This is a genomic window from Chryseobacterium sp. PTM-20240506, from assembly GCF_048296755.1.
Classification (GTDB): domain Bacteria; phylum Bacteroidota; class Bacteroidia; order Flavobacteriales; family Weeksellaceae; genus Chryseobacterium; species Chryseobacterium proteolyticum.
Map to the genome: position 1 here is coordinate 4,118,043 of NZ_CP182581.1, position 25,617 is coordinate 4,143,659.

General features: G+C 37.8%; 23 protein-coding genes and 1 riboswitch. Of the genes, 5 read left to right on the top strand and 18 right to left on the bottom strand.

What is annotated here, in order from left to right:
- Positions 1-119: 119 nt before the first annotated feature.
- From ACNFU2_RS18465 to ACNFU2_RS18475, 3 genes are all read right to left on the bottom strand, one after another.
- Positions 120-1,565: an aminoacyl-histidine dipeptidase gene (locus ACNFU2_RS18465; RefSeq protein ID WP_273650807.1), complete on the bottom strand. Its 1,446-nt coding sequence runs from the start codon at positions 1,563-1,565 to the stop codon at positions 120-122.
- A gap of 108 nt (positions 1,566-1,673) precedes the next feature.
- Positions 1,674-2,162, bottom strand: coding sequence for a hypothetical protein (locus tag ACNFU2_RS18470; protein WP_273650808.1), 489 nt, complete (start codon positions 2,160-2,162; stop codon positions 1,674-1,676).
- A gap of 20 nt (positions 2,163-2,182) precedes the next feature.
- A complete protein-coding gene (locus tag ACNFU2_RS18475) occupies positions 2,183-2,788 on the bottom strand; it encodes a hypothetical protein (RefSeq protein WP_172283973.1) in 606 nt (201 codons plus the stop codon).
- Between the two features lie 116 nt (positions 2,789-2,904).
- On the opposite strand from ACNFU2_RS18475, the gene recR reads away from it, so the two are divergent.
- On the top strand, positions 2,905-3,516 hold the full coding sequence (gene recR, locus ACNFU2_RS18480) for a recombination mediator RecR (RefSeq protein ID WP_172283975.1): 612 nt from the start codon (positions 2,905-2,907) through the stop codon (positions 3,514-3,516).
- A gap of 2 nt (positions 3,517-3,518) precedes the next feature.
- Entirely contained in the window at positions 3,519-4,358 is an 840-nt protein-coding gene (locus tag ACNFU2_RS18485) for a glycosyltransferase family 2 protein (RefSeq protein ID WP_273650809.1), read from the top strand.
- Between the two features lie 48 nt (positions 4,359-4,406).
- Here the strand turns inward: ACNFU2_RS18485 and secG are convergent, their stop codons facing one another.
- The 3 genes from secG to ACNFU2_RS18500 form a co-directional block, all read right to left on the bottom strand.
- Positions 4,407-4,757 (bottom strand): preprotein translocase subunit SecG, encoded by a 351-nt coding sequence (gene secG / locus ACNFU2_RS18490; RefSeq protein ID WP_172283979.1) that lies wholly within the window; start codon positions 4,755-4,757, stop codon positions 4,407-4,409.
- A 122-nt stretch (positions 4,758-4,879) separates the two neighbouring features.
- A complete protein-coding gene (locus ACNFU2_RS18495) occupies positions 4,880-6,913 on the bottom strand; it encodes a M16 family metallopeptidase (RefSeq protein WP_172283981.1) in 2,034 nt (677 codons plus the stop codon).
- A gap of 49 nt (positions 6,914-6,962) precedes the next feature.
- The gene (locus ACNFU2_RS18500; RefSeq protein ID WP_172283983.1) at positions 6,963-8,276 is read right to left on the bottom strand and encodes a M16 family metallopeptidase; all 1,314 of its coding nucleotides are present in this window, start codon (positions 8,274-8,276) and stop codon (positions 6,963-6,965) included.
- 170 nt (positions 8,277-8,446) lie between these two features.
- Between ACNFU2_RS18500 and ACNFU2_RS18505 the strand changes: the two genes are divergently transcribed.
- Both ACNFU2_RS18505 and ACNFU2_RS18510 read left to right on the top strand, forming a co-directional pair.
- Positions 8,447-10,777 (top strand): ATP-dependent helicase, encoded by a 2,331-nt coding sequence (locus ACNFU2_RS18505; protein WP_172283985.1) that lies wholly within the window; start codon positions 8,447-8,449, stop codon positions 10,775-10,777.
- A gap of 121 nt (positions 10,778-10,898) precedes the next feature.
- The gene (locus ACNFU2_RS18510; protein ID WP_418122624.1) at positions 10,899-13,622 is read left to right on the top strand and encodes a TonB-dependent receptor plug domain-containing protein; all 2,724 of its coding nucleotides are present in this window, start codon (positions 10,899-10,901) and stop codon (positions 13,620-13,622) included.
- Between the two features lie 14 nt (positions 13,623-13,636).
- Here the strand turns inward: ACNFU2_RS18510 and hxpB are convergent, their stop codons facing one another.
- The 9 genes from hxpB to ACNFU2_RS18555 all read right to left on the bottom strand — a co-directional run bounded on the left by hxpB (position 13,637) and on the right by ACNFU2_RS18555 (position 21,670).
- A complete protein-coding gene (gene hxpB, locus ACNFU2_RS18515; RefSeq protein WP_273650811.1) occupies positions 13,637-14,290 on the bottom strand; it encodes a hexitol phosphatase HxpB in 654 nt (217 codons plus the stop codon).
- On the bottom strand, positions 14,281-14,931 hold the full coding sequence (gene tenA, locus ACNFU2_RS18520; protein WP_273650812.1) for a thiaminase II: 651 nt from the start codon (positions 14,929-14,931) through the stop codon (positions 14,281-14,283). Before tenA ends, hxpB begins: the two co-directional genes overlap by 10 nt.
- Complete coding sequence (gene thiD / locus ACNFU2_RS18525) at positions 14,918-15,751, bottom strand: bifunctional hydroxymethylpyrimidine kinase/phosphomethylpyrimidine kinase (protein WP_418122627.1); 834 nt, start codon at positions 15,749-15,751, stop codon at positions 14,918-14,920. Before thiD ends, tenA begins: the two co-directional genes overlap by 14 nt.
- Entirely contained in the window at positions 15,748-16,383 is a 636-nt protein-coding gene (thiE, locus tag ACNFU2_RS18530) for a thiamine phosphate synthase (protein ID WP_418122629.1), read from the bottom strand. Before thiE ends, thiD begins: the two co-directional genes overlap by 4 nt.
- Positions 16,383-17,177: a hydroxyethylthiazole kinase gene (thiM, locus tag ACNFU2_RS18535; RefSeq protein ID WP_418122631.1), complete on the bottom strand. Its 795-nt coding sequence runs from the start codon at positions 17,175-17,177 to the stop codon at positions 16,383-16,385. The genes thiE and thiM overlap by 1 nt, the downstream gene beginning before the upstream one ends.
- 58 nt (positions 17,178-17,235) lie before the next feature.
- A riboswitch (TPP riboswitch) is annotated at positions 17,236-17,328 on the bottom strand.
- Between the two features lie 55 nt (positions 17,329-17,383).
- The gene (locus tag ACNFU2_RS18540) at positions 17,384-19,225 is read right to left on the bottom strand and encodes a carbon starvation protein A (protein WP_411251455.1); all 1,842 of its coding nucleotides are present in this window, start codon (positions 19,223-19,225) and stop codon (positions 17,384-17,386) included.
- Between the two features lie 244 nt (positions 19,226-19,469).
- On the bottom strand, positions 19,470-20,507 hold the full coding sequence (locus tag ACNFU2_RS18545) for an alpha/beta hydrolase fold domain-containing protein (RefSeq protein ID WP_418122634.1): 1,038 nt from the start codon (positions 20,505-20,507) through the stop codon (positions 19,470-19,472).
- A gap of 19 nt (positions 20,508-20,526) precedes the next feature.
- Positions 20,527-20,910 carry a DUF3037 domain-containing protein gene (locus ACNFU2_RS18550; RefSeq protein ID WP_172284003.1) on the bottom strand — a complete coding sequence of 128 codons (384 nt, stop codon included), beginning with the start codon at positions 20,908-20,910 and terminating at the stop codon, positions 20,527-20,529.
- Positions 20,897-21,670 (bottom strand): HipA family kinase, encoded by a 774-nt coding sequence (locus tag ACNFU2_RS18555; RefSeq protein ID WP_172284005.1) that lies wholly within the window; start codon positions 21,668-21,670, stop codon positions 20,897-20,899. The genes ACNFU2_RS18550 and ACNFU2_RS18555 overlap by 14 nt, the downstream gene beginning before the upstream one ends.
- A 136-nt stretch (positions 21,671-21,806) precedes the next feature.
- Here ACNFU2_RS18555 and ACNFU2_RS18560 point away from each other — a divergent pair, with 136 nt between their 5' ends.
- Positions 21,807-22,655 carry an alpha/beta hydrolase family protein gene (locus ACNFU2_RS18560; RefSeq protein WP_418122636.1) on the top strand — a complete coding sequence of 283 codons (849 nt, stop codon included), beginning with the start codon at positions 21,807-21,809 and terminating at the stop codon, positions 22,653-22,655.
- Positions 22,656-22,715: 60 nt separating this feature from the next.
- Here the strand turns inward: ACNFU2_RS18560 and ACNFU2_RS18565 are convergent, their stop codons facing one another.
- From ACNFU2_RS18565 to ACNFU2_RS18575, 3 genes are all read right to left on the bottom strand, one after another.
- Positions 22,716-23,552 (bottom strand): flavin reductase family protein, encoded by an 837-nt coding sequence (locus ACNFU2_RS18565; protein WP_273650819.1) that lies wholly within the window; start codon positions 23,550-23,552, stop codon positions 22,716-22,718.
- Between the two features lie 109 nt (positions 23,553-23,661).
- Positions 23,662-24,909: a fumarylacetoacetase gene (gene fahA / locus ACNFU2_RS18570; protein WP_172284010.1), complete on the bottom strand. Its 1,248-nt coding sequence runs from the start codon at positions 24,907-24,909 to the stop codon at positions 23,662-23,664.
- Between the two features lie 217 nt (positions 24,910-25,126).
- Complete coding sequence (locus tag ACNFU2_RS18575) at positions 25,127-25,582, bottom strand: hypothetical protein (protein ID WP_273650820.1); 456 nt, start codon at positions 25,580-25,582, stop codon at positions 25,127-25,129.
- Positions 25,583-25,617 lie beyond the last annotated feature (35 nt).

Here is a 25,617-nt window from a genome sequence, read left to right on the forward strand (position 1 = left end):
TTGGAAAATTTGGAATTCCCGGATAGCATACGTATACTGTATCTTTGAATTGTATTTTCCTGCTGATGTAATCATGTGGAACCTATGGACTCCACATGACTGATTATTACTTTGAATAATTATTTCTGAGGAATATTCGCTAAAATTTCTTTCAGGAAACTCCAGAATTTTTGTGTTGAAGGGATATTGGCCTTCTCATCAGGAGAGTGGGCTCCTCTGATGGTAGGTCCAAAGCTTACCATTTCCATTTCCGGATAGTTAGCACCGATGATCCCACATTCCAGACCTGCATGGCAAGCTACTACATGAGGCTTTTCAGTGAATTTTTCGGTATAGATCTTTTCCATGAGCTGAACGATTTCAGATCCGGGTTTTGGTTTCCATCCGGGATAAGAGCCACTGAATTCTACCTGCATTCCTGCCAGTTCAGAAACTGATTTTAACTGTTCTGCTACAGCATATTTAGTTGAGTCAACTGAAGATCTTGACAGGTTTAATATTTTTAAATTTCCACCTTTAAGTTCTACTCTTGCCACATTGTTGGACGTTTCTACAAGATCTTTTACATCCGGACTCATTCTGTAAACACCATTGTGAAGAGATTTTAGGACTAAAATAACCTTTTTAGAATCTTCTTCAGACAGGGCTTTATCAGAGCTTGTTGAATTTTCTATATTGATCTGAAGACCTGGCTCAACAGTTGCAAATTCTTCTAAAATTTCTTTTTTAAGACCATTGGTTAGCTCCTCAATAAATTCATTGGCGTTTCTTACAGAGATAATAGCTACTGCTTCTCTTGGGATCGCGTTCCTTAAACCACCACCATCAATTGAAATTAATTGTACATTTTCTTTTGGTAAACCGCTGTAAAGCAATCTTCCCAAAATAATATTGGAATTCCCGAAACCTTTATGGATATCCATTCCCGAGTGACCTCCCTGTAGTCCTTTGATTTCAATTCTTACAATTTGTCCTTTCGCTGCTTCAAGCTCATAGTTTTGAGTGATAGTAACATCTATTCCTCCTGCACAGCCGATATCAATCTCATCATCTTCCTCGGTGTCAAGATTCAATAGGATCTGTCCGGTAAGCTGTCCTGGCTTTAACCCAAGAGCTCCGGTCATTCCTGTTTCTTCATCAATGGTAAAAAGTGCTTCTAAATCCGGATGCGGAATGTCTGAACTTTCTAAAATAGACATGATCGTAGCTACACCTAAACCATTATCTGCTCCTAATGTAGTTCCTTTTGCTCTTACCCAGTCTCCGTCAACTTCCATTTTGATGCCTTCTGTATCAAAATCAAAATTAACATCACTGTTTTTCTGACAAACCATATCCAAATGTGATTGTAATACAATCGATTTACGGTTTTCCATTCCTGCTGTTGCAGGTTTTTTAATAATAACATTTCCTACTTCATCTACTGTTGTGGGTAATCCCAGACTTTCACCAAATCCTTTAATAAATGCGATTACTTTTTCTTCTTTTTTTGAAGGTCTTGGAACAGCATTTAATTTGGAGAAATTCTTCCAGATAATCTGCGGTTCTATATTGGATAATTCCATAAAATTTATTTTTATCAAAATTACGAATAAAAAATGCTCCCGTAAATTCGGGAGCAGTCTTTTTTATTTTGGAGAGGAAAATTTTTGAAAAGCGGAATTGCAGGATGATTAGCATCCACATTCTCCATAAATAGGCAATGTGATGACAGTTCCGTCAGGTTTTTCAATGGTTATGGTCCCTTCAAATAATAGAGCTTCTTCCCCTTTGATTTTTTTACCTTTTACGGATATTTTATAATCGTCATTTTCTATTTCTTTGGTTAGAAGTTCATCAGCTTCCATATCGCTGGATGAGATCAGGTTCATGGCTAATCTTTTTCCGTCCAGTTTCATGTAAGCTGTTTTTCCTGCATCATCAGCATAGATGTACTTTTCCGCTTCGAAATCAGCTTTGCTTTTTGCAAAGTAACATGAGCATTCTTTAATCTCCTTGGGGAAGGCTATCGTTTCAACCAGGATTTTTCCCGAGCTCTCCACTTTTGCAGAATCCTGAACAATATTCAGTGAATCTTTGGGAGTGGTTGTTAAAACGTTTGGTTGTTCTTTTTTACAAGCTACTACCAAGAGTACTGAAAAGATAATAATAAGGTATTTCATTGTTTGTGGTATTAATGCATTTATCCTCTGGCTCTTTCAAGCAGAACCATCATTAATAAAGAAAGTATAACCAGACTTTCGTCCTCATCATCGATATCGATCATTCTGTCTAGCTGGAATCTTCTGCCAAAAAATGAAGGCATCTTTTTTAATTTAAAATATTCTTTTCCATCCACACCTCTTACCGTGTAAGCAGGATTTAAGAAATATCCGGTAAACATACCGATGATCGGAATTTCACTTACCATCCCGTCGAAGAATTTTGTCCATGCATTATCTTCCGTTACTGTAAATTTAGGCTGATCATTTGCGTCCAGGATATTATAAGTTGACTTCCAGAGTGAACGCATTCCTTTTCTTGCCAGCCTTCCGAAGTTTTTTTTATCAACAAGATCATTTAAAGAGTAGGATGCATTAAAATCGATCCACTTATTGGCCTGTATCCTGAAAAGCTCCTTAGATTTGCTTTCATCATTAAAGACAATAACATCTTCCTTTAGCTTAAACATTTTTTGGCGAACATATGCCACATAGTTCCCGTTTCTGTCTGTAATGTTAAAATCACTGGCTAATGTTGTGATTTTGAATTTGAAATCCAGAGGATAATTAAGGTTGTTAAGAATCATTTAGTTTATTTTTTTCATATATTTTCCAAAGATATATCTTTTATTGGAGAAGGAGATGATTTATGCTTGAGAAAGCCCTATAGACTCATCTTTTTATATTATTTTTGTAAGTAATTATGGATTATCCAAGTAAAGTTTTGGCAAAAGCTGTGGATGAGATTTCAGGACTTCCCGGAATTGGCAGGAAAACAGCTTTGCGTCTGGCGCTTCATTTATTAAAACAGCCCAATTCCAGGGCCGTTGGTCTCGGCAATTCTCTCATCAGTCTGGTTAATGATATAAAGTACTGCAAGGAATGTCATAATTTTTCGGATTTTGATGTTTGCGAAATCTGCAGCAGTTCCAAAAGAAGTGATGAGGTGATTTGTATAGTAGAGGATGTACGGGATGTTATTGCTATTGAAAATACAGGAAAATATACAGGAAAATATCTGATCCTGGGAGGTAAGATTTCTCCTATGGAAGGGATCGGTCCGAATCAGCTTAATATTCCAAGCATTGAAAGGAAATTGAATACAGGGCTGGTCAAAGAATTTATTTTTGCTTTGAGTGCAACCATGGAAGGTGACACCACAGCATATTATATTTATAAGAAATTTAAAAATTTCAATGTAAGTTTTTCAAGCATTGCCAGAGGGATTTCAGTAGGGGATGAACTTGAATATGCGGATGAGATTTCTTTGGGCAGGTCCATTATCAACAGACTTCCTTATAACGAAAAGGATTAAAAATGAATACCAGGCTCTCAATAATAATTGTTAATTATAACGTTACCCAGTTACTTCGGAATTGCCTTTTATCCATTAAAAAATATGTAAAAGAAGTTCCCTATGAAGTCATCATTATTGACAATGCTTCTACAGACACCTCATGGCGAAATCTGATAGAAGAATTTCCGGGTTTTCATTTTATTGCTTCCGAAAGTAATGATGGTTTTTCAAAAGCCAATAATACAGCTATAAAAAGGGCAGTGGGAAAATATGTCCTGATCCTCAATCCCGATACAGAACTTGAAGGCTGTTATATGGATGAGATTTTAGATTTTGCAGATGCTCAACCTGACTTTGGGTGTCTGGGAGTGAGAATGCATGATGCGAAAGGTACATTTTTACCGGAAAGCAAACGTTCAGTTCCGGATATGTTCAACTCCTTCGAAAAGTTATTTGTGAATTTTAAGAATAACAATTCAAAATCCTATTATCGGAATGACATTGATGAAAATGCAATTGATAAGGTGGAAGTGATCACCGGTGCATTTTTTCTTGTTAAGAGAGAGGTTTATGAAAGAGTAGGCGGCCTGGATGAAGCTTATTTCATGTATGGTGAAGATATCGATTTATGTTATACCTTACTTAGGAATGGCTTTACGAATTACTATTATGGTAAAGCTTCAATATTGCACTATAAAGGAGAAAGTACGGTAAAAGATGAGCTTTATCTCGAGCGCTTTTATGGGGCTATGCAGATTTTTATCAGTAAATATTACAAGGAATCGAAGCCTTTGCAGTATTCATTTTTAAAAGCAGGCTTAAGGCTCCGGCACAAAATAGAAAAGATCAAATTAAAATAAAAAGCAACTCAATTGAGTTGCTTTTTTAATATGTAAAATAGTATTTGCTTATTTAGCAGGAGTAACAGGAGCCTGAGCTGGTGCTGTTGTTTGAGAAGCCGGAGCAGATTGTTTTGCAGGAGCTTCTTTTTTAACAGGTTGCTGAACCGGAGCCGTTTGTGATGGCTTTCCTGTGATCACAACACTGATAAGGATAAGAACAATGATTGTCGCTCCTAAGGTCCATGTTGCTTTTTCCATAAAGTCGTTGGTTCTTTGTACTCCGAATTGCGCAGATGATGCACCTCCGAAGGTACTGGAAAGGCCTCCTCCTTTAGGATTTTGAGCCATAACGATAATTACCAGTAAAACACTAGCAATCATAACAAGAACCATCAATAGTATAAATATAGAATCCATTAATTTGATATCTTTTTGAATGGGCAAATTTAATCTTTTTTTACCGAACAGCAAAATAAGATTTTAGTAAAAAGAAAAAACAGCAACAATTGTTGCTGTTTTTTCTTTAAAAGAGATTATTCTTATTTAAAATCAGAATCTTTAGCCTGATTGATCTGATAAGATTTTACAGCCAGGTTTATATCCATTCCGCCCATATTCTGAATAATGGTATGTGGTAATTTTACGCCGGATACATCTTTATAATCAGCATAGCTTGTAGGGGTAGAACCCTGCTCTCCACTTTTTACCTCTCCTGTTTTCAGGCCGGTTTTTACGCTATAATAATATGTGTCTTTTGCGCCTTTCACTACGTAGGAATCTTCGTTGTTATATTTTTCAATTCCTGCTAATTTATATTCAGTAGATTTTGCGAAATTAATTTCCGGGAATAGTTCTTTCTCATCAGACATTTCGGCTTTCTGCTTGTCGCTTAGAGGAACCTTTTTCCCTTGAACTTCCATGTAGCCATCTTTTCCGTCGAATACAATTTTTTGTACGGTATTTCCCATCATGCTGATGTTCATAGCCATTTTACCTTCTTTAGCCTGAATCATTTTCATGTTCATTTCCATGCCCTGTACTTTTGTAGTAGCGTCACTGGAAATAGAATTGATCTTCTGAACAGCAGCAAGACCTCCGATTGCATTGATGTATTTATCCGCTACAGATCCGATCGTAACACCTGCATCTACTTTTTGTGCAGCCGGTTTTGCTACAGGATTAGCTTCCTTATCAAAATATTTTACCGGGTAGCCTAATTTTTCCAGACCTTCAGAAATATCAGAAGCTTTACCTGCGATGAAAATTCTGCTTTGATTAGGAAGTATTGTCGCTTTAACCGCACTTGTAACGTCTGCAGCGGTTACTTTATCAATGGACTTCAGATAATTGGTATAGAAATCTGAAGGAAGATCCTGTACTTTTTGATTTAATGCAAATCTTGCAATGGTTTCAGGTTTCTCCAAAGACATAATGAAGTTTCCTTTCAGCTTTGCTTTAGCATTTTCAAGCTCTTCCGGTTTTACGGTAGAAATAGCATTCAGTTCATTCATGAATTCTTTAACGGCTTTGTCTGTAACTTCGTTTCTTACACTTGCCTGTGCTGAAAAATTAGGAGAGTATTTGCTGGCAGACATGCTTGAATAAGCTCCGTAAGTAAATCCGTTTTTTTCACGAAGATTCATGAAAAGTCTAGCTTCACCACCACCTCCAAGGATGTAGTTGGCAATTGTTGCAGGGAAGTAGTTGGGATCTTTCATTTTCAGTGTATTCAGGTTGCCTACGGAAACAACCGATTGTACAGCTGAAGGAACATCAACAACATTGATCTCTGTTTTTGCAACATTTGAAGCAGGTTCTAATGCGGTAAAAGCAGTATTGGATTTTTTCCATCCGCTGAATGCTTTTTCGATCAAAGGTTTTACCTGATCATATTTAACATCTCCAACGATAACTAAATACGCATTGTCCGGAGCGTAATATTTTTTGTAGATATTCTGAACATCGGCCAGCTGGATTTTATTGATGGACTCAACGGTCTCAAACTCTCCTCTGGATGTGTTTTTTCCATACTGTAAAGCATTGGAAACCCTTGCTGCTATAGAAGAAGCGTTTTTATCATCAGATTTTAAACTTTCAATAGCTCTTTCCTTAGAATTCTGGATTTCTTCAGCAGAAAATTTTGGATTAATAATAGCATCAGCCATTAATCCTAATACCTCAGGGAAATATTTTGAAAGAGAACTTGCGAAAGCTCCGGAAGATGAAAAGTTAAGGTTAGCTCCCAGAAAATCTACCTTTTTATTAAATTCATCTTTGCCGATATTGGTTGTTCCGTTTTCGAACTGTTCTGCCATGATTTCGCTTACACCGGTCACATTTCCTTCATGGTAAGGAGGTCTGTCCATAGATAGATTGGCGCTTACTCGTGGTAATTTGTTGTTTTCTACAACCATCACCGTAAGGCCATTGCTTAGCTGGAAAGTTTTTGGCTTGGCAATGTTTATCGCTGGAGTAGGACCTGGCTTTGGCATTGCATTAAGATCTATTTTTTGTGCTGAAAGCATTCCGGTAAATAAAAATGCTACGGCTATATATGTTAATTGCTTTTTCATTTGTAAATAATTGTTTGTTATAATCACTTTTTAACCCAACTGATCTGGATTATTTTTTTTCAGGTACGTAATTAATGATTATTCTTTGATTAGGATTCAGGTACTTTTTAGCAGCATTTTGAAGATCTTCTCTTGTGATGGATCTGTAAATGTCAATTTCTTTGTTGATTAAATTGGTGTTCCCCATCAATACGTGGTTTGTTGCTAATGAAGCAGCAATTCCCTGAATACTTGAATTCTGATTTACAAACTGGTTTTCAAACTGATTCTGAATTTTCTGATAATCTTCCTGAGAGATTAGAGTTGTTTGTAATTTTTTGATCTCAGCATCAATGTCAGACTGTAAAGTTTGCTTTGTAGTCTGTCCCATTGGGATTGCGAAAAATGCAAATATACTGTAGTCTTCAAGTCCCTGGTTGAAAGCCGCTACCTGAAGTGCTTTTTTGTCCTGATCTACTAATTTTTTATACAAAACAGATGATTTTCCGTTGCTTAAATAGGTTGAAAGCATATCCAGAACATAGGCATCTTTCTCTTTATTGGCAGGTGTTCTGTAGGCAAAAACATAGGCCGGAAGCTGGATGTTAGGATCTGTAGCAGTAACTTCCTTCTCCTGAGTGATAGGAGCATCTTTCGGGAAATCTTTAGGATAGATTGTTCCTTTTGGAATTCCTCCGTAATATTCTTCAATCCATTTTTTAGTCTGTTCAGGCTTAATATCTCCTGCTACGACCAAAGTGGCATTGTTAGGTACATAATATTTTTTATAAAATGCCTGGAATTCTTCAAGTTTAGCAGAATTCAGGTCCTCCATTGATCCGATGGTTGGCCAGTTGTACGGGTGATTGGTGAAAAGATTTTTTTGGATGGTGGTAAAAAGATTCCCGTAAGGCTGGTTGTCCATTCTCAATCTTTTTTCCTCCTTTACAACCTCTCTCTGAGTATCTACTCCAACCTGGTTGATAACTGCGTGACGCATTCTTTCAGCTTCCATCCAAAGTCCCAGTTGTTCGTTGTTGGAAGGGAAAGTTTCATAGTAATATGTTCTGTCATTGGTTGTATTGGCATTGTTTTGCCCTCCGTTGGAAGAAACTATTTTAAACCAGTCACCTCTTTTGATATTAGGTGTTCCTTCAAATAAAAGATGTTCAAAGAAGTGAGCGAAACCGGTTCTTCCTTTTACTTCATCCTTGGCACCTACGTGGTACATTACTCCTGTTGTAACTACCGGTGCTGTATTGTCCTGATGAAGAATCACGTGTAAACCGTTTGGTAAATCATACTCTTCGAATTTGATTTGTTGTGCATTCAGCATCACTCCAAAGAAAGCTACAGCAGCAACAGAAAGAAGTCGTTTTTTCATAAAGTAGAAATTGTTTGTCAATAAGTCCTAAAAATACTTTAATTGTTACAATTATTATGTGAAATTTTTAACTGAATTATTGGTTTTGTTAAATATATCATACCTGCATTTCAAAAATTTGAATTCTCCTTTTAATACATTATTTTTGTATTCCCAAAATTTTTTGCAGCATGGACTATTTGAAAGGACTCAATGAATCACAATACGAAGCCGTTACTACTTTACAGGGACCTTTAATGGTACTTGCAGGAGCAGGTTCGGGGAAAACGCGTGTACTTACTATGCGTATCGCCCATCTGATTACAAACGGTGTCGATCCTTTCAATATTTTAGCCCTTACCTTTACCAATAAAGCAGCACGTGAAATGAAGGAGCGTATTGCAAAGGTAGTAGGCCCCGGTAATGCAAGAAGTTTGTGGATGGGAACTTTTCACTCGGTATTTGCAAGAATTTTGAGAAGTGAAGCTCATTATCTGGGATTTCCATCGAATTTTACAATTTATGATCAGCAGGATGCGTTGAATGTAATCCGGAAAGTGCTGAAAGACATGAATATAGATGCGGATCTGTATAAACCTAAAAAAGTCCAGGCAAGAATTTCAAACTATAAGAATAACCTGATCACGGTAAAAGCCTATTTCAACAACCCTGAATTGATGGAGGCTGATGAAAAAGCGAATATGAAGTTTATCGGTCAGATTTATCAGAAATATGTAGAAGCCTGTTTTAAAAACGGGGCGATGGACTTTGATGATTTATTGTTAAAAACCAATGAACTGCTTACCCGGTTTCCTGAGGTTTTAGCCAAATATCAGGACAGATTCCGTTATATTCTGGTAGATGAGTACCAGGATACGAATCACTCTCAGTACCTGATTGTAAAGGCACTGGCTTCAAAGTTTGAAAATATATGTGTAGTGGGAGATGATGCTCAATCGATCTATTCATTCCGGGGAGCCAATATTTATAACATTTTAAATTTTAAGAAAGATTATCCTGATGCGGTGACGGTTTCTTTGGAACAAAACTACCGTTCAACACAAAATATCGTGAATGCCGCTAATGTGGTGATTGCAAAAAACCTTCAGCAGTTCAAAAAGAATGTATTCAGTGAGAATGAAGAAGGAGATAAAATAAAAATCTACCGTTCGCTTTCGGATGCGGATGAAGCCAACTTTGTGGCTGGAAATATATGGGAGCTTCATAACAGGGACCAGCGAAAATTTAGTGATTTTGCCATTTTATACAGGACGAACTCTCAGACCAGGGCTTTTGAAGATGCTCTGAGACGTAAGAATATCCCTTATAAAGTATATGGAGGTTTATCTTTCTATCAAAGGAAAGAGGTAAAGGACCTTATTGCTTACCTGCGTCTTCTTATCAATGAAAATGATTCGGAAGCATTGACAAGGATCATCAATTATCCTACGAGAGGGATCGGAGAAACAACGCAGAATAAACTGGTCGTTTTTGCAGATGCCCATAACGTGTCTGTAGCAAAGGTCCTGGATAATCTTCCGATGTATTCTCAACAGTTAGGATTCAATAATGGTGTTCTCAACAAACTGAATGATTTCTGGTCAATGATCAAGGCTTTTCAGGTATTGCTGAAAACAGAAACAGCTTACAGTGTTGCCATGGAAGTTGCAAAACGAAGTGGTCTGATCAAATTTCTGAAAGATGACGGAACTCCCGAAGGGATTTCAAGGGTAGAAAACGTACAGGAACTCATGAACTCTATGCAGGGTTTTATAGAAGAGCAGATGCAGCTGGAGGACGGAGATCCTAGTTTATCCAATTTCCTTGAAAATATTGCCCTTTCAGCAGATACGCAAGCAAAAGATGAAGAAGATGATATGGTTTCCCTGATGACCATTCACCTTTCCAAAGGACTTGAGTTTCCTGTTGTGCATCTTGTAGGAATGGAAGAAAATCTTTTCCCTAGTTTTATGAGTTCAGCAACAAGGGAAGATCTGGAAGAAGAAAGACGTTTGTTTTACGTAGCCTTGACAAGAGCCGAGAAGCAGGCATTTTTCTCTTATGCCATTTCCAGATTCCAATGGGGAAAAATTACGGATGCAGAACCATCAAGATTCTTAAGTGAAATTGATGAGGAGTATCTGGAATTCATCAATCCTGCAATGGAAAAACGTTTTATTAATCAAAGCGGGCTTAAATCCAATATTTTTGATGAACATCCTTCAGAAATACGTAGTTTTAAAAAGGTAGAGAAGAAAACCATTGAAAAGAATGAGAATTCAAAACCAATTGCTGAACCTCGTAAACTGAAACCCGTAAGTACGGCCAAAATCATTAACCCAAGCGGAGCCTCTTCTCAGGATATTGAAGTGGGGGATAAGGTGAGACATGATCGTTTTGGTGTCGGGGAAGTTACTTTTCTGGATGGAACAGACCCTCAGAATATCAAGGCTAAAGTGGTCTTCATGCATGAAGGCGAGAAAAATCTTATTCTGAAATACGCTAAACTAACTAAAATTTAAAAACATAGACGTAAGCTATCAGAACTTTTTATAAATTATAAGTCTACTTATTTTGTAGACTTATAAATATGACATACATTTGCTCCTCAAAAAAAGTTAAAAAAAACTTAACATAAAATGTATGAAAAATAGAAAGACAATTTTTTCAGCTTCTGTTTTATTTTTTCTGGGGGCAACTTATGTTTATGGACAGGAGAAGGATACAGTGAAAACCGCTAATGTGGAAGAGGTCGTTATTCTGGGATCCCGAAGCGGAGCAAGATCTAAAGTTGACAGCCCGGTTCCTGTGGATGTATTTAATATAAAAGAATCTTCGCTGGTTCTTCCTCAGACCAATATTTCTCAGATCCTAAACGCTATAGCACCCTCATTTACCTCTACGATTCAGACCAACGCTGATGGTACGGATCATTTGGATCCTGCACAGCTCAGAGGCCTTGGTCCCGATCAGGTCCTGGTTTTGGTCAATGGTAAAAGAAGACATACTTCGGCATTGGTTAATGTGAACGGAACTCCGGGAAGAGGAACTGTAGGTACGGACTTGAATGCTATTCCTTCTTTCGCGATCAACCGGATTGAAGTGTTGCGGGATGGTGCTGCGGCACAATACGGATCAGATGCCATTGCGGGAGTGATCAATTTAGGGCTTAAAAGAGATACCGGAAGACTGACAGGTCAGTTTACTTACGGAGGAAATCTTACACCGGCTGCCAATGATCATACAGGAAATTTTGACGGGCAAAACTTTCAGGTAGATCTGAATTATGGTGATAAAATAGGAAAAAAGGGAGGTTTTTTCAATATTACCTGGACTTCACAGTTTAGGAATCCAACCTATAGGGCAGGAACGGAAAGCGGGGCAATTTACAATGCTTACAATGCTATTGAGAAAAGAGCATTAAATGATGGCGTGAATCTTTCTTCATTATTTACAAATATCGGTACTACTCCCAATGCTCAGCAGATCGTAAATTATATTCATCAATATGCACAGAATGTTAATTATTTCTCCCAGGATTTTCAAAACCAAATTCAGGGCGCCAATATAATTGGTGCGCTACAGGGATTGTTAGGAGCTGATGTAACCAATCAGGAGTTAGGCTACAGAGGCCTTGAAAGAAAGGATTTCAATATGCAGGTAGGCCAGTCAAAACTGAATAACCACCAGCTTTTTGCAAATATAGAGGTTCCGATTGATGATAACTGGAAAGTCTATACTTTTGGAGGTTATAGCTTCAGGCATGGTACTTCGGGAGGATTTTTCAGAAGACCTAATCAAAGCAGAACCTTTACAGGAATATACCAGGATGGTTATCTGCCGCAGATCGGAACAGATATTCAGGACTTGTCTCTTTCAGCAGGTATAAAAGGAAACTGGGATGGCTGGAATATTGACTTCAGTAATACTTACGGACAAAACTCCTTTGATTATACTATCCAGAATACAGGTAATACTTCTTTAAGATTTGCTTCCCCCAATGAATTTAGTGCCGGAGGACTAAGGTTTTCTCAAAATACGATCAATCTTGATTTTTCAAAGAAATATGATGTGTGGCAGGGAATCAACATAGCATTTGGGGCAGAGCACCGATATGAAAATTTTAAAATAACAGCAGGAGAAGAAGCTTCTTATGCAACTTATGATATCAATGGAAATGTATGGAACGGGACCACTTCCAGGCCAACCGATTTCTTTGGAAATTCACTTCCAGGAGGATCACAGGTATTTAGTGGTTTCAGACCTGAAAATGCTGTAAATAAAAACAGACAATCTGTTGCGGGATATGCAGATTTTGAATTCAATTTTACAGATTGGTTGCTGATAGATGCTGCTGCGAGATATGAAAACTATTCGGATTTCGGATCTACTTTTAATTATAAGATCGCTTCAAGAATTAAACTTGATAAGAATTTCAATGTAAGATTTGCGGGATCCACTGGCTTCAGAGCACCTTCTATTCACCAGATCTATTACAACGTTACGTCTACATTGTTTACCAACGGTCAGCTTTTAGATGTGGGGACATTCAGTAATGATTCTGAAATTGCAGGATTATTAGGAATTCCAAAACTGAAACAGGAAACTTCGCAGTCTGCAAGTGTAGGTTTCACATACAGGATTCCATCAATAAATGTGACTTTTACAGCTGATGGCTATTTCACCAAAATTAAAAACAGGATTATACTCACAGATCAATTCCTTAAAAAAGATGTTCCGGTACAAGCACAAAATGTGTATACTCAATTAGGGGTTAATGCAGCTCAGTTTTTTACGAATGCAATCGATACTGAAACGAAAGGATTGGATGTTGTAATTACTCATAATGCGCGATTCTCGGAAGTGAAGCTGGATAATAATTTTGCGGTTAACCTGAATCAGACCAAAAAAGTAGGAAACGTTCATTCATCGGGTTTGTTGGAATCTGCTAATCTTGAAAATACATATTTCTCTGAAAAATCAAGAGTCTATCTTGAAGAAGCGGTTCCAAGAGTAAAGGCAAGTTTATCCCACAGTATTTCGTGGAAAAATGCCAGTTTCTATTTAAGAAATACTTATTTCGGGAAAGTGACAGGTGCTGATGTTTTAGATGCCAACGGCGATGGGATTATTGCATTTGATGAACATCAGAAAATAGCAGATAAGGTAATTACTGATGTTTCCGTAGCGTATCAGTTTACTAAAAATGTAGGCTTAACGCTGGGAGTGAATAACGTTTTTGATATTTATCCAACCAAAAACCTTCCGGCATCAACCAATAACGACCAGTTTATCTACTCCCGTTCTACGTCTCAATTCGGACAGAACGGAAGGTATGTTTTTACGAGGCTTAATTTTACTTTTTAAGTAAAAAATAAAAACTAGCTGAACAATGCAGGCAAAGGATCTTCAAAACTGATTATTCTATGATCTGCGAGATCAAAATAAATTTCTGAATTTTGATTGGTAAAAGCAATGACAGTCATTCCTGCATTTTTGGCAGCAAGAATACCGGACTGACTGTCCTCTATTACAAAACAATGTTGAGGGTCAACTTTTAGGTTTTTTGCTGAAGTAAAATATACGGCAGGATGAGGCTTACCATGTTCTTCAAACTCAGCTGAGGTAATATGATCGAATAAATGGGCAATCTCCGCTTTATCAAGAACGGTTTGAATGACCCTGTAAGGAGAATTGGTGGCTAGGCCTATTTTGTATTGCTTTGATTTAAGATCTTCTATAAACTTTTTTATACCCGCAATAGTACAATCTTCTGTTGCGATCAGTTCAATGACCCTTGAGATGACTTGTTGTTCCACAATGTCCAATGCAATGTTATCCCAAGGGTATTTTTTATACCAGAATTCGGTAACCTCAGCAGTAGTCATCGTCTGAGTGAGCTGTGTGAATTCATCAGTAATCTTTACACCCAATGAGCTGAATACTTCGGACTCCGCTTGTTTCCAGAATTTTTCACTATCGATAAGAACACCGTCCATATCAAAAATAACAGCTTTTGCAGGTTTTATTTCCATATTTTTAATTCATAGGCCGCTTCCCAAAAATGGTACTCCATTTGGGTTGACATGATAAAAGCTTCTGTCATTTTATGTCTTGTATCATCTGTAGCTTTTTCTGCGATCTTATCACAAATAGCAATGGCATGATCTACAGCAGCAGAAAATTCCTCTCCGCCATAAGTATCGATCCACTTTTGATAAGGATTATTAATATTGTTCTGATATTTAAAGATAAAGTTTCCTACTTCCCTATAGATCCAGAAGCACGGCAACACTGCAGCAACTGCAACTTCAACACATTCCAGAGCAGCAGTACTCCTCAGAAAATGGATATAGTGATGACATGCAGGCTGTAAAACACCTTTATCGGTAACACCAAAATCCTTAAAATAAAATTCATGTAAAGCATTTTCGACCACGATCGCATTTTCGGCAAACCTGATAAAAGAAAGAACATCCTGGAGATCTGGGATCTTAGCAGCAATTAGCGAAAGCGTTCGTCCAAAATGTTCAAGATATAGAGAGTCCTGAGCCATGTAAAATTTAAAATTTTCAAGCGGCAAATTGCCAGCTGAAAGCTCTTTGATAAAATCCATTTGCAAAATAGACATGTATTTGTCTTCAATGGCTTGCCAGGTTTGTTCAGACCATTTCATTTTTGATCAGTTTTTGAGGGTTAAAAAAGTGATTAAGCGGGCCGTTTCCTAAACCGGTTTCTACATCTTTTCCATTTTCTATGGCTTTATAAACATATTGTTGTCCAAGAGAAACAGAATCAAATAAGGTTTTTCCCTGAGCCAGATATGCTGCTATAGCCGAAGAAAGGGTGCAGCCTGAACCATGGGTGTTGTGGGTCGCCAATTTGATGGTTTCAAAGGTATGGTATTGATTATTTTCATCGTAGAATAATGAGGTAATCGTTGAGGTGTCCTGATGTCCGCCTTTTAAAAGAATGCTTTTGCAGCCCAGACCTTTGATCAGTTTTCCTGCTGCATAAAGGTCTTCAAGCGTTTTCACCTCCATGCTGGCTAAAATTGCTGCTTCATCCATATTAGGGGTAATCACATCTGCAATAGGGAAAAGTTTTTCTGTAATAGCGATAATAGTCTCTTCTTCTATTAAGCGATGTCCACTTGTCGCGACCATTACCGGATCGAATACAATAGGAATCTTTTTATATTTACCGAGTGTTGAAACGATGGTTTCCACAAGCTGGGAAGTATGGACCATTCCGATTTTGATTGCATCAGGAAAAATGTCATCTAAAATAGCTTCGATCTGATCAGCTACTGCTTCTACAGGAATTGGATATATCTTTCTTACTCCCTGGGTATTCTGGACCGGTAAAGCAGTTAACACCGATGTTGAAAAGCATCCCAGGGAAGAGGCGGTTTTAATATCAGCCTGGATGCCAGCCCCTCCGCTTCCGTCGAATCCTGCTATCGTTAATACGGATGGATATTTAAATTTTTTCATTTTACAATTTCATTTTTGAGTTCATAAGCTGCTTTTTGAGGATCATCAGCACCGCATATTGCAGAAACTACGGCAATACAGTCCGCTCCCGCGTCCATAATAGCCTTGGTGTTGGTTAAGTTGACACTGCCAATAGCAACAAGGGGCTTTGAGGTCAGTTGCCTTATTTTTACTATTCCTTCCAATCCCCATTCAGTAACTGTATCTGATTTGGTAGTCGTGCGGAAGACCGGGCTGATGCCCAGATAGTCTGATGCTGCAGTCTGATCATTTTCAAGCTGATCGAGATATTCAATGGAGTAACCAATCATTTTATTGTGAATGAGTGGCTGCTCCCTCAAATAGACGGGGCTTGCATCGGTATTACCCACATGGATGCCTGCCGCATTTACTTTTGTGGCCACTTCTACGTTGTCATTAATAATCAGTGGAATATGATGTTTTTCTGTAATTGCTATCAGTTGTCTGGCTTTTTGGAGGAATTCATCGGGAGAGCTGTTTTTCTCTCTTAGTTGTATGATATCAACGCCGCCTAGAATAGCTTGCTCTGCAACCTTTAAAAAGTCTCTTCCGGGACAATCTGCCTCAGAAATAACAAGGTAAAGCTGGTAAGGAAAAGGATGTCTATTCATTATCTTTCATACTTGAGATGACTGAGAAACTCCTCTTCGGTAATAGTATATAATTTATCAAGAAGGTTAACCTGAAGGCTTCCAGGACCTTTACTTTCCAAAACAGCCAGTTCACCTGCGATACCCATTAATGCCATTGCGGCCGCAGTTGCTTCAAAGTACTTTTCGGTAACTCCTGAAAAAGCACCAATAAGGGCAGTTGCCGAGCAGCCTAATCCGGTAACTTTGGTCATTAAATGATGCCCGTTACGGATAAAGGAGGTCTGCTGTCGGTCAGTAATAATATCTGTAGCTCCGGAGATACAGACAATCGTATCGTGTTGATTGACGAGATATTGGGCGGCATTGATCGCTTCGTCACTTTTTGCTGTGCTGTCAACTCCTTTTGTAACGATTGTGTTTGCTTTAGCCAAAGCAATGATTTCTGATGCGTTACCTCTGATTACAGTCGGCCGGTACGGTAAAAGCTGGTGTAAAATCTCATCACGGAAACCCGTTGCGCCGGCACCTACTGGGTCTAAAATCCACGGTTTTTTTAATGAATGGGCAGCTTTTGCGGCTATTATCATTGACTCTGCCCAATATTCATCCAGCGTACCTATGTTAATAACGACTGAATGTGCAATACTGACCATTTCATGAATTTCAGATTTTGCATGCGCCATGATAGGAGAAGCTCCCACAGCCAAAAGGGCATTGGCTGTATTATTCATCACCACGTAATTGGTGATATTGTGTACAAGGGGGGATTGCTGTTTTACGAGCTGTACTTGTTTCCAAAGATTTTTATCCATTATTATTGATTAAATAAATAGCTTCAGGAAAAAATCCAAAACAAAAGTACATTGTAAAGAATGTCTTTTTGCTTTTCCCTACGTCGGTGTAAGCCGTATCAGGTTCAAAGGGACTCTCTCAATTCTTCTCAGAATACCCCTAAAGCATAACAAATGTAAGAAAAATATCAGATATGGCCTTATCATTAATTAGTAACCCAAACCTTTTATCTCTCTACCAGCTCCTTTACGCTTTCTCCGTAATAATCAATTTCCGATTTATTAATTTTGATAAGCTCATACCACTTTCTGAAGGCTCCTACAAATACAATAAGCATCAAGACCATCGCAACCACAGCAAGTGTTGCCAGTAAGTATTGCCCTTTGGGAATATAAATGGAGGTAACCTGGATATAACCAGCCCAGAATGTGATCCCTGCCATGAACACACCCGGTATAGCTGCACACAAGGCATATTTGCCTCTGTTTAACCGTATGAGCATTGTTGTACAGACGATCAGTCCACAGGCAGCAAGCAGCTGGTTGCTGATCCCGAATAATGGCCAGATACTACTGACGTTTCCTGTAAATACGAGATATCCCCATGCAAAAGTGAAGATCAGACTGCTGATAATAATCCCCGGGGTCCAGTTTTTGTCATTGAATTTCGGAATTACAGAACCCAGCATTTCCTGTAAAAAGAAACGTCCTACTCTTGTTCCTGCGTCAATAGCCGTAAGAATAAAAACAGCTTCAAACATGATTGCAAAATTATACCAATAAGCCATTAACTGATCCATATAGGGGATCTTATTGAATATATGAGCCATTCCCACAGCCAGAGATACAGCACCTCCGGTTCTGCCATGAAGATCGATCCCGATTTTCTGTGAAAAATAATCAATATCAACTCCGTGTAAAGAAGGATGAGCAGCCAGAAATGCATCATAAGAGTCTTTCGGAGTGTTTATGGCAAAATAATCTCCGGGCATTAATGTACATGCTGCGATCAATGCCATTAGGGCAACAAATCCCTCAACAAGCATTGCTCCATATCCTACAAAAAGAATTTCCCTTTCTTTATTTAGCATTTTAGGCGTTGTTCCGGTTGCTATAACAGCGTGAAAACCCGAAATAGCACCACATGCGATAACAATGAAAATGAATGGAAGGACAGGTCCTCCGATCACGGGTCCGCCACCGTTTACAAACTGTGTAAGGGCAGGCATCTGTATCGTGGGGTGGATCACAATTACTCCGATAGCAAGCATGATGATAGTTCCGATTTTCAGGTATGTCGACAGATAATCCCTTGGGACCAGCAGCAGCCATACCGGTAGAACGGATGCCAAAAAACCATACAAAGGAATAGCTATAGAAATGGTGGTGATATCCCAGGAGAACAAATTATGCATGGTTTCATTCTGCATCAGGTTATGCCCTCCGATAATACCCGCAATAAGAAGGACTCCTCCTAGGATACTGGCAAAAGTGACACTATTTTTGCGATAGCGCATAATCAGACCCATAATGATGGCAATAGGCATTGTAATCACTACGGTAAATAATGACCATGAGGCTTCGTGCATAGCATTGATACACGCCAACGATAGTCCTGCCAGCGTAAGAATGAGAATGAATAAAATGGCAAACCCAGCTACTGTTCCGGTTGTTTTTCCAATTTCTTTAGAAGCAATGGTTGCCAGACTCTGGCCTTTATGCCTTACGGATGCGAACAAAACGACCATATCATGAACACCACCTCCTAATACACAGCCTATCAGAATCCACAATGCTCCGGGAAGGTATCCGAATTGTGCGGCAAGAACAGGCCCAACCAATGGTCCTGCAGCTGCAATTGCAGCAAAGTGATGTCCGAAAAGAACGTTCTTATTAGTTGCAACATAGTCTTTACCATCCGCAAACTCCAATGCAGGAGTCGTATTTTTGTTATTAAGACGTAATACCTTATTGGCGAGAAAAATTCCATAGATACGATATGCTATGGCGAAAATAAGGAGCGATGTGAAAACTAAAGTTAAGGCGTTGATGTTATTTAGGAAATCCATATCGTCTTGATTTTTTATGAATAAATAATTAAATTTTTTGTTTAATTTATTTTGAATAATTTAAACAATGGCCAAGTTAATTATTTTGTAAATAAAAAATAAGAATATGTATACTAATCTAGCAAATTAACAAAACTTGAAAATAATTACTTATTTAATAGTCTGATAATTAATATTTTATATTGTTATCCGTTTGAGTTAACTATAATTTATTGTTAGTTTAGAAATATATTTCATTTCAACATTAATGATTGCTGGGCTTAGTCTTTCTCTGAGAAACAATAAAATCTACCATTTCATCAACAAGCTGATTAAGGTAGTTTTTATCGGTGGTTCCGAAGCCGTGTATACCATCTTCTACGATAGTCAGTTTATTTTGTACTTCATTTTCTTCAAGTTTTCGTTCCAGTAGTATCGATTGTTTGAGAGGTACAATTTTATCCTTATTTCCTTGCAGAGTTAGGGTTGGGGTTGCAAGATCAGCATAGGTTACCGGTGAAAGCGTTTCAAAGTATTTGATGACTTTCTTCTTGTCTTTTTTGATGTCGTATCCTGAAATTCCTAAGATCAGTTTTCCCCTTAGATCAACAATTTTCTTTGAAAAAAGGCTAATAAAAAAGGCACCTACATTTCCCACACGGGTATGTAAAAGTTTATTAAGATCAGTAGGCCCGAAATTATTGACTACATAATTTACTTTTGCAGAATAAGATGAGAGCTCAGGTGCTCCGACGAATTCATTATCTTGCGTATAGGCAGCCAGCAATGAAAGATGCGCCCCGGCAGACGCCCCGAAAAGTCCTATATTGTTGGTATCAAAGTGATATTTATCTGCGTTCTTTCTGACCCATCGTATAGCATCCTTAGTATCCTGGATAGGATTTGGAAAATGGATATCTTTATTCACTAAAGTATAGTTGATGCTGATTACAGTATATTCCTTTTCTACCAGCTTGAGAATAAGGTTTTCTATATAGGAATCTGCGTGAATGATCTTATCACCGCCGACCCATCCCCCTCCATGGACATAAATAAGCACAGGATGTTTTTCCGCAGAGGTTGTTTTTGGGCTGTACATATCCAAAGCTATTGAACCTTCCTTATTGGTTTTATAGAAAATATCTTCTGATGAAATGGTCCTTTCTTTTAAAAGACTGCTTTTTGGGGCTTTAGGCTGAAGCTGATTCTGGGAAAAAGCGACAGGGGAAATGCTCAGAAGTAAAATAAAAAACAGGTTTACATAAAACCTGTATATTGTAATATTGCTTTTGAATGATGCCATATAATTTTTGAGAAATTGGTTATTTTACTAACTCCTCAAAAAGTTTACCAAAAGTTTTTTCAAGATCTTTGGATTTTCCAGGATGAGGCCTTGATGTTTGTATAACGGAACTTCTTACCGCTGTTAACCAGCGAAAACGCTCGGGAATATCAAGCAGGGCTATTGGTCCACCATCCTTATCTCCATTGGCAATCTTTTGAAAACTTTGCAGGTTCTGAATAATGTCTTCATAGTCAAGTTTGCTGTGCATAAGTCTGAATTTATCTGGGCATAGATAAAAATCTACACGAATGAATTTTTCTTTTTTTGAAAACATCACGAGGCCTATATTGAAAAATTCTTCTCTTTCAACCTTAGGTACCAGACGTATTACGGCATATTCGTATATTTTATCCTCTTGCATTTTTAGCTTCGTTTACAAAGATTTGTGAATTTTCTAGCCTTGTTTTCATAAATTGGAAGTACACCTCACGAATTTCTTCAGGACTTTCATCCGCATCGTTCCAGTGTAGCCAATCTTCGGGAATCAGATTTACAATTTCCCGGAATACTTTTTCATTTAAAACCTCATGTGCCCATTGATCGGCTTCATCCAGCATTTTAGCTTTGGGAAGAAGAACATGGTCTTTTACATATTTGAAAGGAGTCTTTGCCGCTGCATCAAAGTTTTGCCATGAGTGATGAAAATAAAAAGAAGCTCCGTTATCAATTACCCAGAGTTCCTTATGCCACATCAGCAGATTGGTGTTTTTATAAGTACGGTCGATGTTGGTGATGAATGCATCCAGCCATACTATTTTTGAGGCCAGTAGAGGATCGATGACTACACCCGGATCATATGTGATCGATCCGGAAAGATAGTGAAGTCCCAGATTCAGCCCTTCCGAAAATTTTAGCAAATCCTGAATTTCTTCATCAGCTTCCGTTCGTCCAAAATCTACATCCAGGTTTACAAAAACAAGCTCAGGAATTTTTAATCCCAAAACTTCTGTTATTTTTCCTCCTAAAAGTTCAGATATCAGCATTTTTACTCCGTGGCCGGCACCCCGGAACTTCAGGACATATTTAAAGTCATCATCAGCTTCTGCCAAAGCCGGAAGCGAACCTCCCTCTCTTAATGGAAGGATGTAGCGCATTACCGTTACTGTTCTTAAATCCAACATACCGCAAAAATAAGATTTTACTTTGTGTTTGTTCCTATTTTTAATATTTTTAGTTGAAATTATGTCAGCTATCAAAGTGGAAGAAATATTCTTGTGATAAGATGTTCTTTTCTGGCTGATTCTTTAAGAAGTGAGTATGGAAGTTATAAAAAAAGAGAATATTGTTATTTCAAATCCTGAAACAAAGGATTTTCTTGCAGATGCTTATTATCCGGAAAGTAAACGAAAATTACCACTGGTAATTTTTGTACATGGATATAAAGGGTATAAAGATTGGGGAGCATGGGGGCTTATGGCTGAAAAAATAGCAAAAGCCGGTTTTTTCTTTGTTAAGTTTAATTCCTCCCATAACGGGACAACAACAAATGATCCTCATAACTTCGGGGATCTGGAAGCTTTCGGGCAAAATAATTATTCTAAGGAACTTTCCGATCTCGGTGCTGTTATTGATTTTTTTATTACAGATGATAGGGTAGATGATCAAAAGGTTATTTTAATAGGGCATAGCAGAGGAGGAGGTATTTCGATTATAAAAACCTCCGAAGATGAAAGAATAAACGGCTTAATTACCCTTGCAAGTGTAGATACCCTTGAGCGTTTTCCAACAGGAAATGCTTTTGAAAACTGGAAAAAAGAAGGTGTGTATTATGTTATGAATGGCAGAACAAAGCAGGAAATGCCTCATTATTTTCAGTTTTATAAAGATTTTGAAGAGAATGTGCATCGTTTCGATGTAGAAAGAGCAATGGAAATGGCAAAAGCTCATATTTTAATTATCCATGGCACCAACGATGAAAGTGTTGCTCCAAAAGAAGCGGAACATCTTCATATTTTGAACCCGAATTCTGAACTGTTTTTAATTGAAGATGCGAATCATACATTCGGAGCTAAAGAGCCCTGGGAAAGCCTGGATTTACCGGAAGACCTGAATAAAGCTATTGAAAAATGTATTGACTTTATTAACGATAAGATTGTACACGAATAAAAATAAAAAAGGAGTGGCAACGTCACTCCTTTTTTATTTTAGATCTTATAGATTTCAAGTTTAGTCATTCTGTGTCTGCTTGGTTAAAATACTCCAGGCCTCGTTAATTTTACTTTCAAGCAGAAGTTTCTGCGCTTCCTGATGAATGTTTTCTTCAGAATGAAAACTACCGTCCGGTAAAACTTCAATGTTGGCAAGCATACCCAGGTCATTTCCTGTAAAAATTTTACTGTATCTTATTTCAATAGGAAGAAGATCAAATCCAATTCCCTTTGTTACCAATGGTTTAGGAACTTCAAAAAGACTGTTTTCATTACTTCTTGAGTACCAGTTTACTCCCAGACGGGCTACCATATCCAGTTTTTTCTGATCCAGATTGCCTTCCTCGTTAAGATATTCTTCCCTTATGTGAATCTTCTGTACTTCGCAGATGATCAGATTTCCTGCTCCGCCCTGATCTCCCAGGGATTTTATTTCGAGTACTTTACATTCAAAATTAACCGGGCATTCTTCAATCAGTTTGGGCTGTACAAGATCAGCGTCCTTCATTGTAAGGCCGGATTTGATGAACTCATTAACCCCGTCTCCGTATTCTGTTGAAGCTAAAGATATTTGTTGTACAATAGGAAAATTGACTGTTCCGATTACCACCTCTGGAACTTCTGAAACATTTTTCAACGTGTGTTTAGTGGTGTTATCACGGACTCTCCTTGAAGGTGAAAAAATCAGGATAGGTGGAACGGTACTGAACATATTGAAAAAGCTGAAAGGCGATAAATTAATAGTACCATTCTTATCAACTGTCGAAGCCAAGGCAATAGGCCTCGGTGAAACAGCGGTCTGCATTATCGTTTGTAATTGAACCGGTGTTATTTCAGATGGGATAACTGTTTTCATATTTTATAATAAGTCACTTCAGTTTTATCAATATTAATTGAAAAACTAAAGTGAACTTAATTTTACCATAATATTTTAACTTAAGTAGCTCAAACGTTTTTAACTCTTTTTATAAACTTGGAATTATTTTACCAGATACTTCCCCGAAACCTACTCTTACGCCATCTTTTTCAGCCCATGCTTTCATGGTAATGGTATCATTATCTTCAATGAATTTTCTTTCCTGGCCGTTACTTAGCTGAATAGGATTTTGGCCTCTCCATGTCAGTTCAAGCATAGATCCGAATGATTTTGGATCGCTTCCTGAAATAGTACCACTGGCATAAAGGTCACCAACTTCAAGATTACAACCGTTTACCGTGTGGTGTGCCAGTTGCTGGGTCATATTCCAGTACATGAATTTATAATTGCTTTCAGAAATTAGGTTTTCTTCTCCGTTTTCAGGCTGTAAGTATACTTCAAGGTTGATATCATAATTTTTATCACCTTCAAACTTCAGGTAATCCAAAACTTCCGGATCCTGTACCGGTGAAGCGGTTCTGAAAGGAGCTAATGCTTCTAAAGTAACAACCCATGGAGAAATAGAAGAACCGAAGTTTTTAGCTAAAAACGGTCCAAGCGGAACATACTCCCATGCCTGGATATCTCTTGCAGACCAGTCATTAAAAATAACCATCCCAAAAATTGCATCTTCAGCATCTTTTGTGGAAATGCTCTCGCCCATATCCGTATTTTTGTTGATAACAAAAGCCATCTCTAGTTCAAAGTCCAGCTGTTTAGAAGGGCCGAATACCGGCTTTTCTGCATCAGCAGGTTTAGTCTGGCCTTTGGGACGGTTGATATCAGTTCCTGAAATCACAATGGACGATGCTCTGCCGTGATATCCTACAGGCAAATGCTTCCAGTTGGGTAATAACGCATTGGCAGGATCACGGAACATTTTTCCTACATTGGTGGCATGTTCGATGCTGCTGTAAAAATCGGTGTAATTTGGAATATGCAGAGGCATTATCATTTTTACCTGATCCAGTTCGTAGAAAGCATCTTCTATGGTTTTCTGGTCTTTTGATAAAGTGGAGCCTTCCTGTAATAATTCCTGGATTTTAGTACGCACGGCATTGGTAATGGGTTTCCCCAATTCAATGAATTCGTTAAGGGTATAAGCTTCGAAGACGTTATCTTCAAGTCCTTCAATATCTTCAAAATAGCCCAGATCATACAGGCTGGCAAGGTCAATGACCTGATCACCGATTCTGGTGCAGCATCCGATATATTCTTTATTGAAAACAGCTACTCCAAAAGGAATATTATGTATAGAAAAGTCTGAATTTGAGGAATACTCTACAAATGATTTCATAAGATTGTAATTTAATTAAGATTAATAAATCTGTTAAAATTTGGGTTCCAATATCTCAAGCGGCCGTAGCAGAAAAGCGATGTTTTCCAACTAAATATTCTTAAAACTCCTTGACTGGTTATCCAATGATCACCTGTCGGTTCAATATTGAGATATGAAATAAATTACCTTCTCACTACGCTCTTCGCAAATACGAGCGCCCTCAAGATATTTTGTATTATTTTTTTGAATAAGAGGCTTCGTCAATCCACCTGTCTTTAGTATTAACGTCAATCAGATATAAGATATTATCCTGTCTTGTTAATAATAAGGTTTTGGTTACCGGCATAGGAACTTTTTTTCCCTCCAGGATATTGGCTCTTAAAGAAACAATATTTTTTTTCCTGATGATATCGCCGGTAAAAACATTAGAACTGCTTTCTCCTGTGGCTTTATCATCGAAAACTTCAACATAGGTTGCATTATTTCCTTTTATGATAATGAAATCCCTTTCCGTATGGTCGTCAAAATCTTTGATAAAGACAAATTTTTTATCATCAATATTTACATTTTCAAGATGTTGATTGATGCCTTTTCTTTCTTCAAGTCTGGTAAGAATTTCATTCAGTGTTCCATATTGAGCTTTTAGCCCTAATGCACTGAAAAATAAAATTCCGAATACAATTTTTTTCATATTAAGTGTTTAAAAAAAAGTTTTGTCAGGACTTT

Bases quoted from the DNA above. Each gene is read 5' to 3' on its own strand.
- ACNFU2_RS18465 (WP_273650807.1), bottom strand. From the start codon at position 1,565: ATGGAATTATCCAATATAGAACCGCAGATTATCTGGAAGAATTTCTCC.
- ACNFU2_RS18470 (WP_273650808.1), bottom strand. From the start codon at position 2,162: ATGAAATACCTTATTATTATCTTTTCAGTACTCTTGGTAGTAGCTTGT.
- ACNFU2_RS18475 (WP_172283973.1), bottom strand. From the start codon at position 2,788: ATGATTCTTAACAACCTTAATTATCCTCTGGATTTCAAATTCAAAATC.
- recR (WP_172283975.1), top strand. From the start codon at position 2,905: ATGGATTATCCAAGTAAAGTTTTGGCAAAAGCTGTGGATGAGATTTCA.
- ACNFU2_RS18485 (WP_273650809.1), top strand. From the start codon at position 3,519: ATGAATACCAGGCTCTCAATAATAATTGTTAATTATAACGTTACCCAG.
- secG (WP_172283979.1), bottom strand. From the start codon at position 4,757: ATGGATTCTATATTTATACTATTGATGGTTCTTGTTATGATTGCTAGT.
- ACNFU2_RS18495 (WP_172283981.1), bottom strand. From the start codon at position 6,913: ATGAAAAAGCAATTAACATATATAGCCGTAGCATTTTTATTTACCGGA.
- ACNFU2_RS18500 (WP_172283983.1), bottom strand. From the start codon at position 8,276: ATGAAAAAACGACTTCTTTCTGTTGCTGCTGTAGCTTTCTTTGGAGTG.
- ACNFU2_RS18505 (WP_172283985.1), top strand. From the start codon at position 8,447: ATGGACTATTTGAAAGGACTCAATGAATCACAATACGAAGCCGTTACT.
- ACNFU2_RS18510 (WP_418122624.1), top strand. From the start codon at position 10,899: ATGAAAAATAGAAAGACAATTTTTTCAGCTTCTGTTTTATTTTTTCTG.
- hxpB (WP_273650811.1), bottom strand. From the start codon at position 14,290: ATGGAAATAAAACCTGCAAAAGCTGTTATTTTTGATATGGACGGTGTT.
- tenA (WP_273650812.1), bottom strand. From the start codon at position 14,931: ATGAAATGGTCTGAACAAACCTGGCAAGCCATTGAAGACAAATACATG.
- thiD (WP_418122627.1), bottom strand. From the start codon at position 15,751: ATGAAAAAATTTAAATATCCATCCGTATTAACGATAGCAGGATTCGAC.
- thiE (WP_418122629.1), bottom strand. From the start codon at position 16,383: ATGAATAGACATCCTTTTCCTTACCAGCTTTACCTTGTTATTTCTGAG.
- thiM (WP_418122631.1), bottom strand. From the start codon at position 17,177: ATGGATAAAAATCTTTGGAAACAAGTACAGCTCGTAAAACAGCAATCC.
- ACNFU2_RS18540 (WP_411251455.1), bottom strand. From the start codon at position 19,225: ATGGATTTCCTAAATAACATCAACGCCTTAACTTTAGTTTTCACATCG.
- ACNFU2_RS18545 (WP_418122634.1), bottom strand. From the start codon at position 20,507: ATGGCATCATTCAAAAGCAATATTACAATATACAGGTTTTATGTAAAC.
- ACNFU2_RS18550 (WP_172284003.1), bottom strand. From the start codon at position 20,910: ATGCAAGAGGATAAAATATACGAATATGCCGTAATACGTCTGGTACCT.
- ACNFU2_RS18555 (WP_172284005.1), bottom strand. From the start codon at position 21,670: ATGTTGGATTTAAGAACAGTAACGGTAATGCGCTACATCCTTCCATTA.
- ACNFU2_RS18560 (WP_418122636.1), top strand. From the start codon at position 21,807: ATGGAAGTTATAAAAAAAGAGAATATTGTTATTTCAAATCCTGAAACA.
- ACNFU2_RS18565 (WP_273650819.1), bottom strand. From the start codon at position 23,552: ATGAAAACAGTTATCCCATCTGAAATAACACCGGTTCAATTACAAACG.
- fahA (WP_172284010.1), bottom strand. From the start codon at position 24,909: ATGAAATCATTTGTAGAGTATTCCTCAAATTCAGACTTTTCTATACAT.
- ACNFU2_RS18575 (WP_273650820.1), bottom strand. From the start codon at position 25,582: ATGAAAAAAATTGTATTCGGAATTTTATTTTTCAGTGCATTAGGGCTA.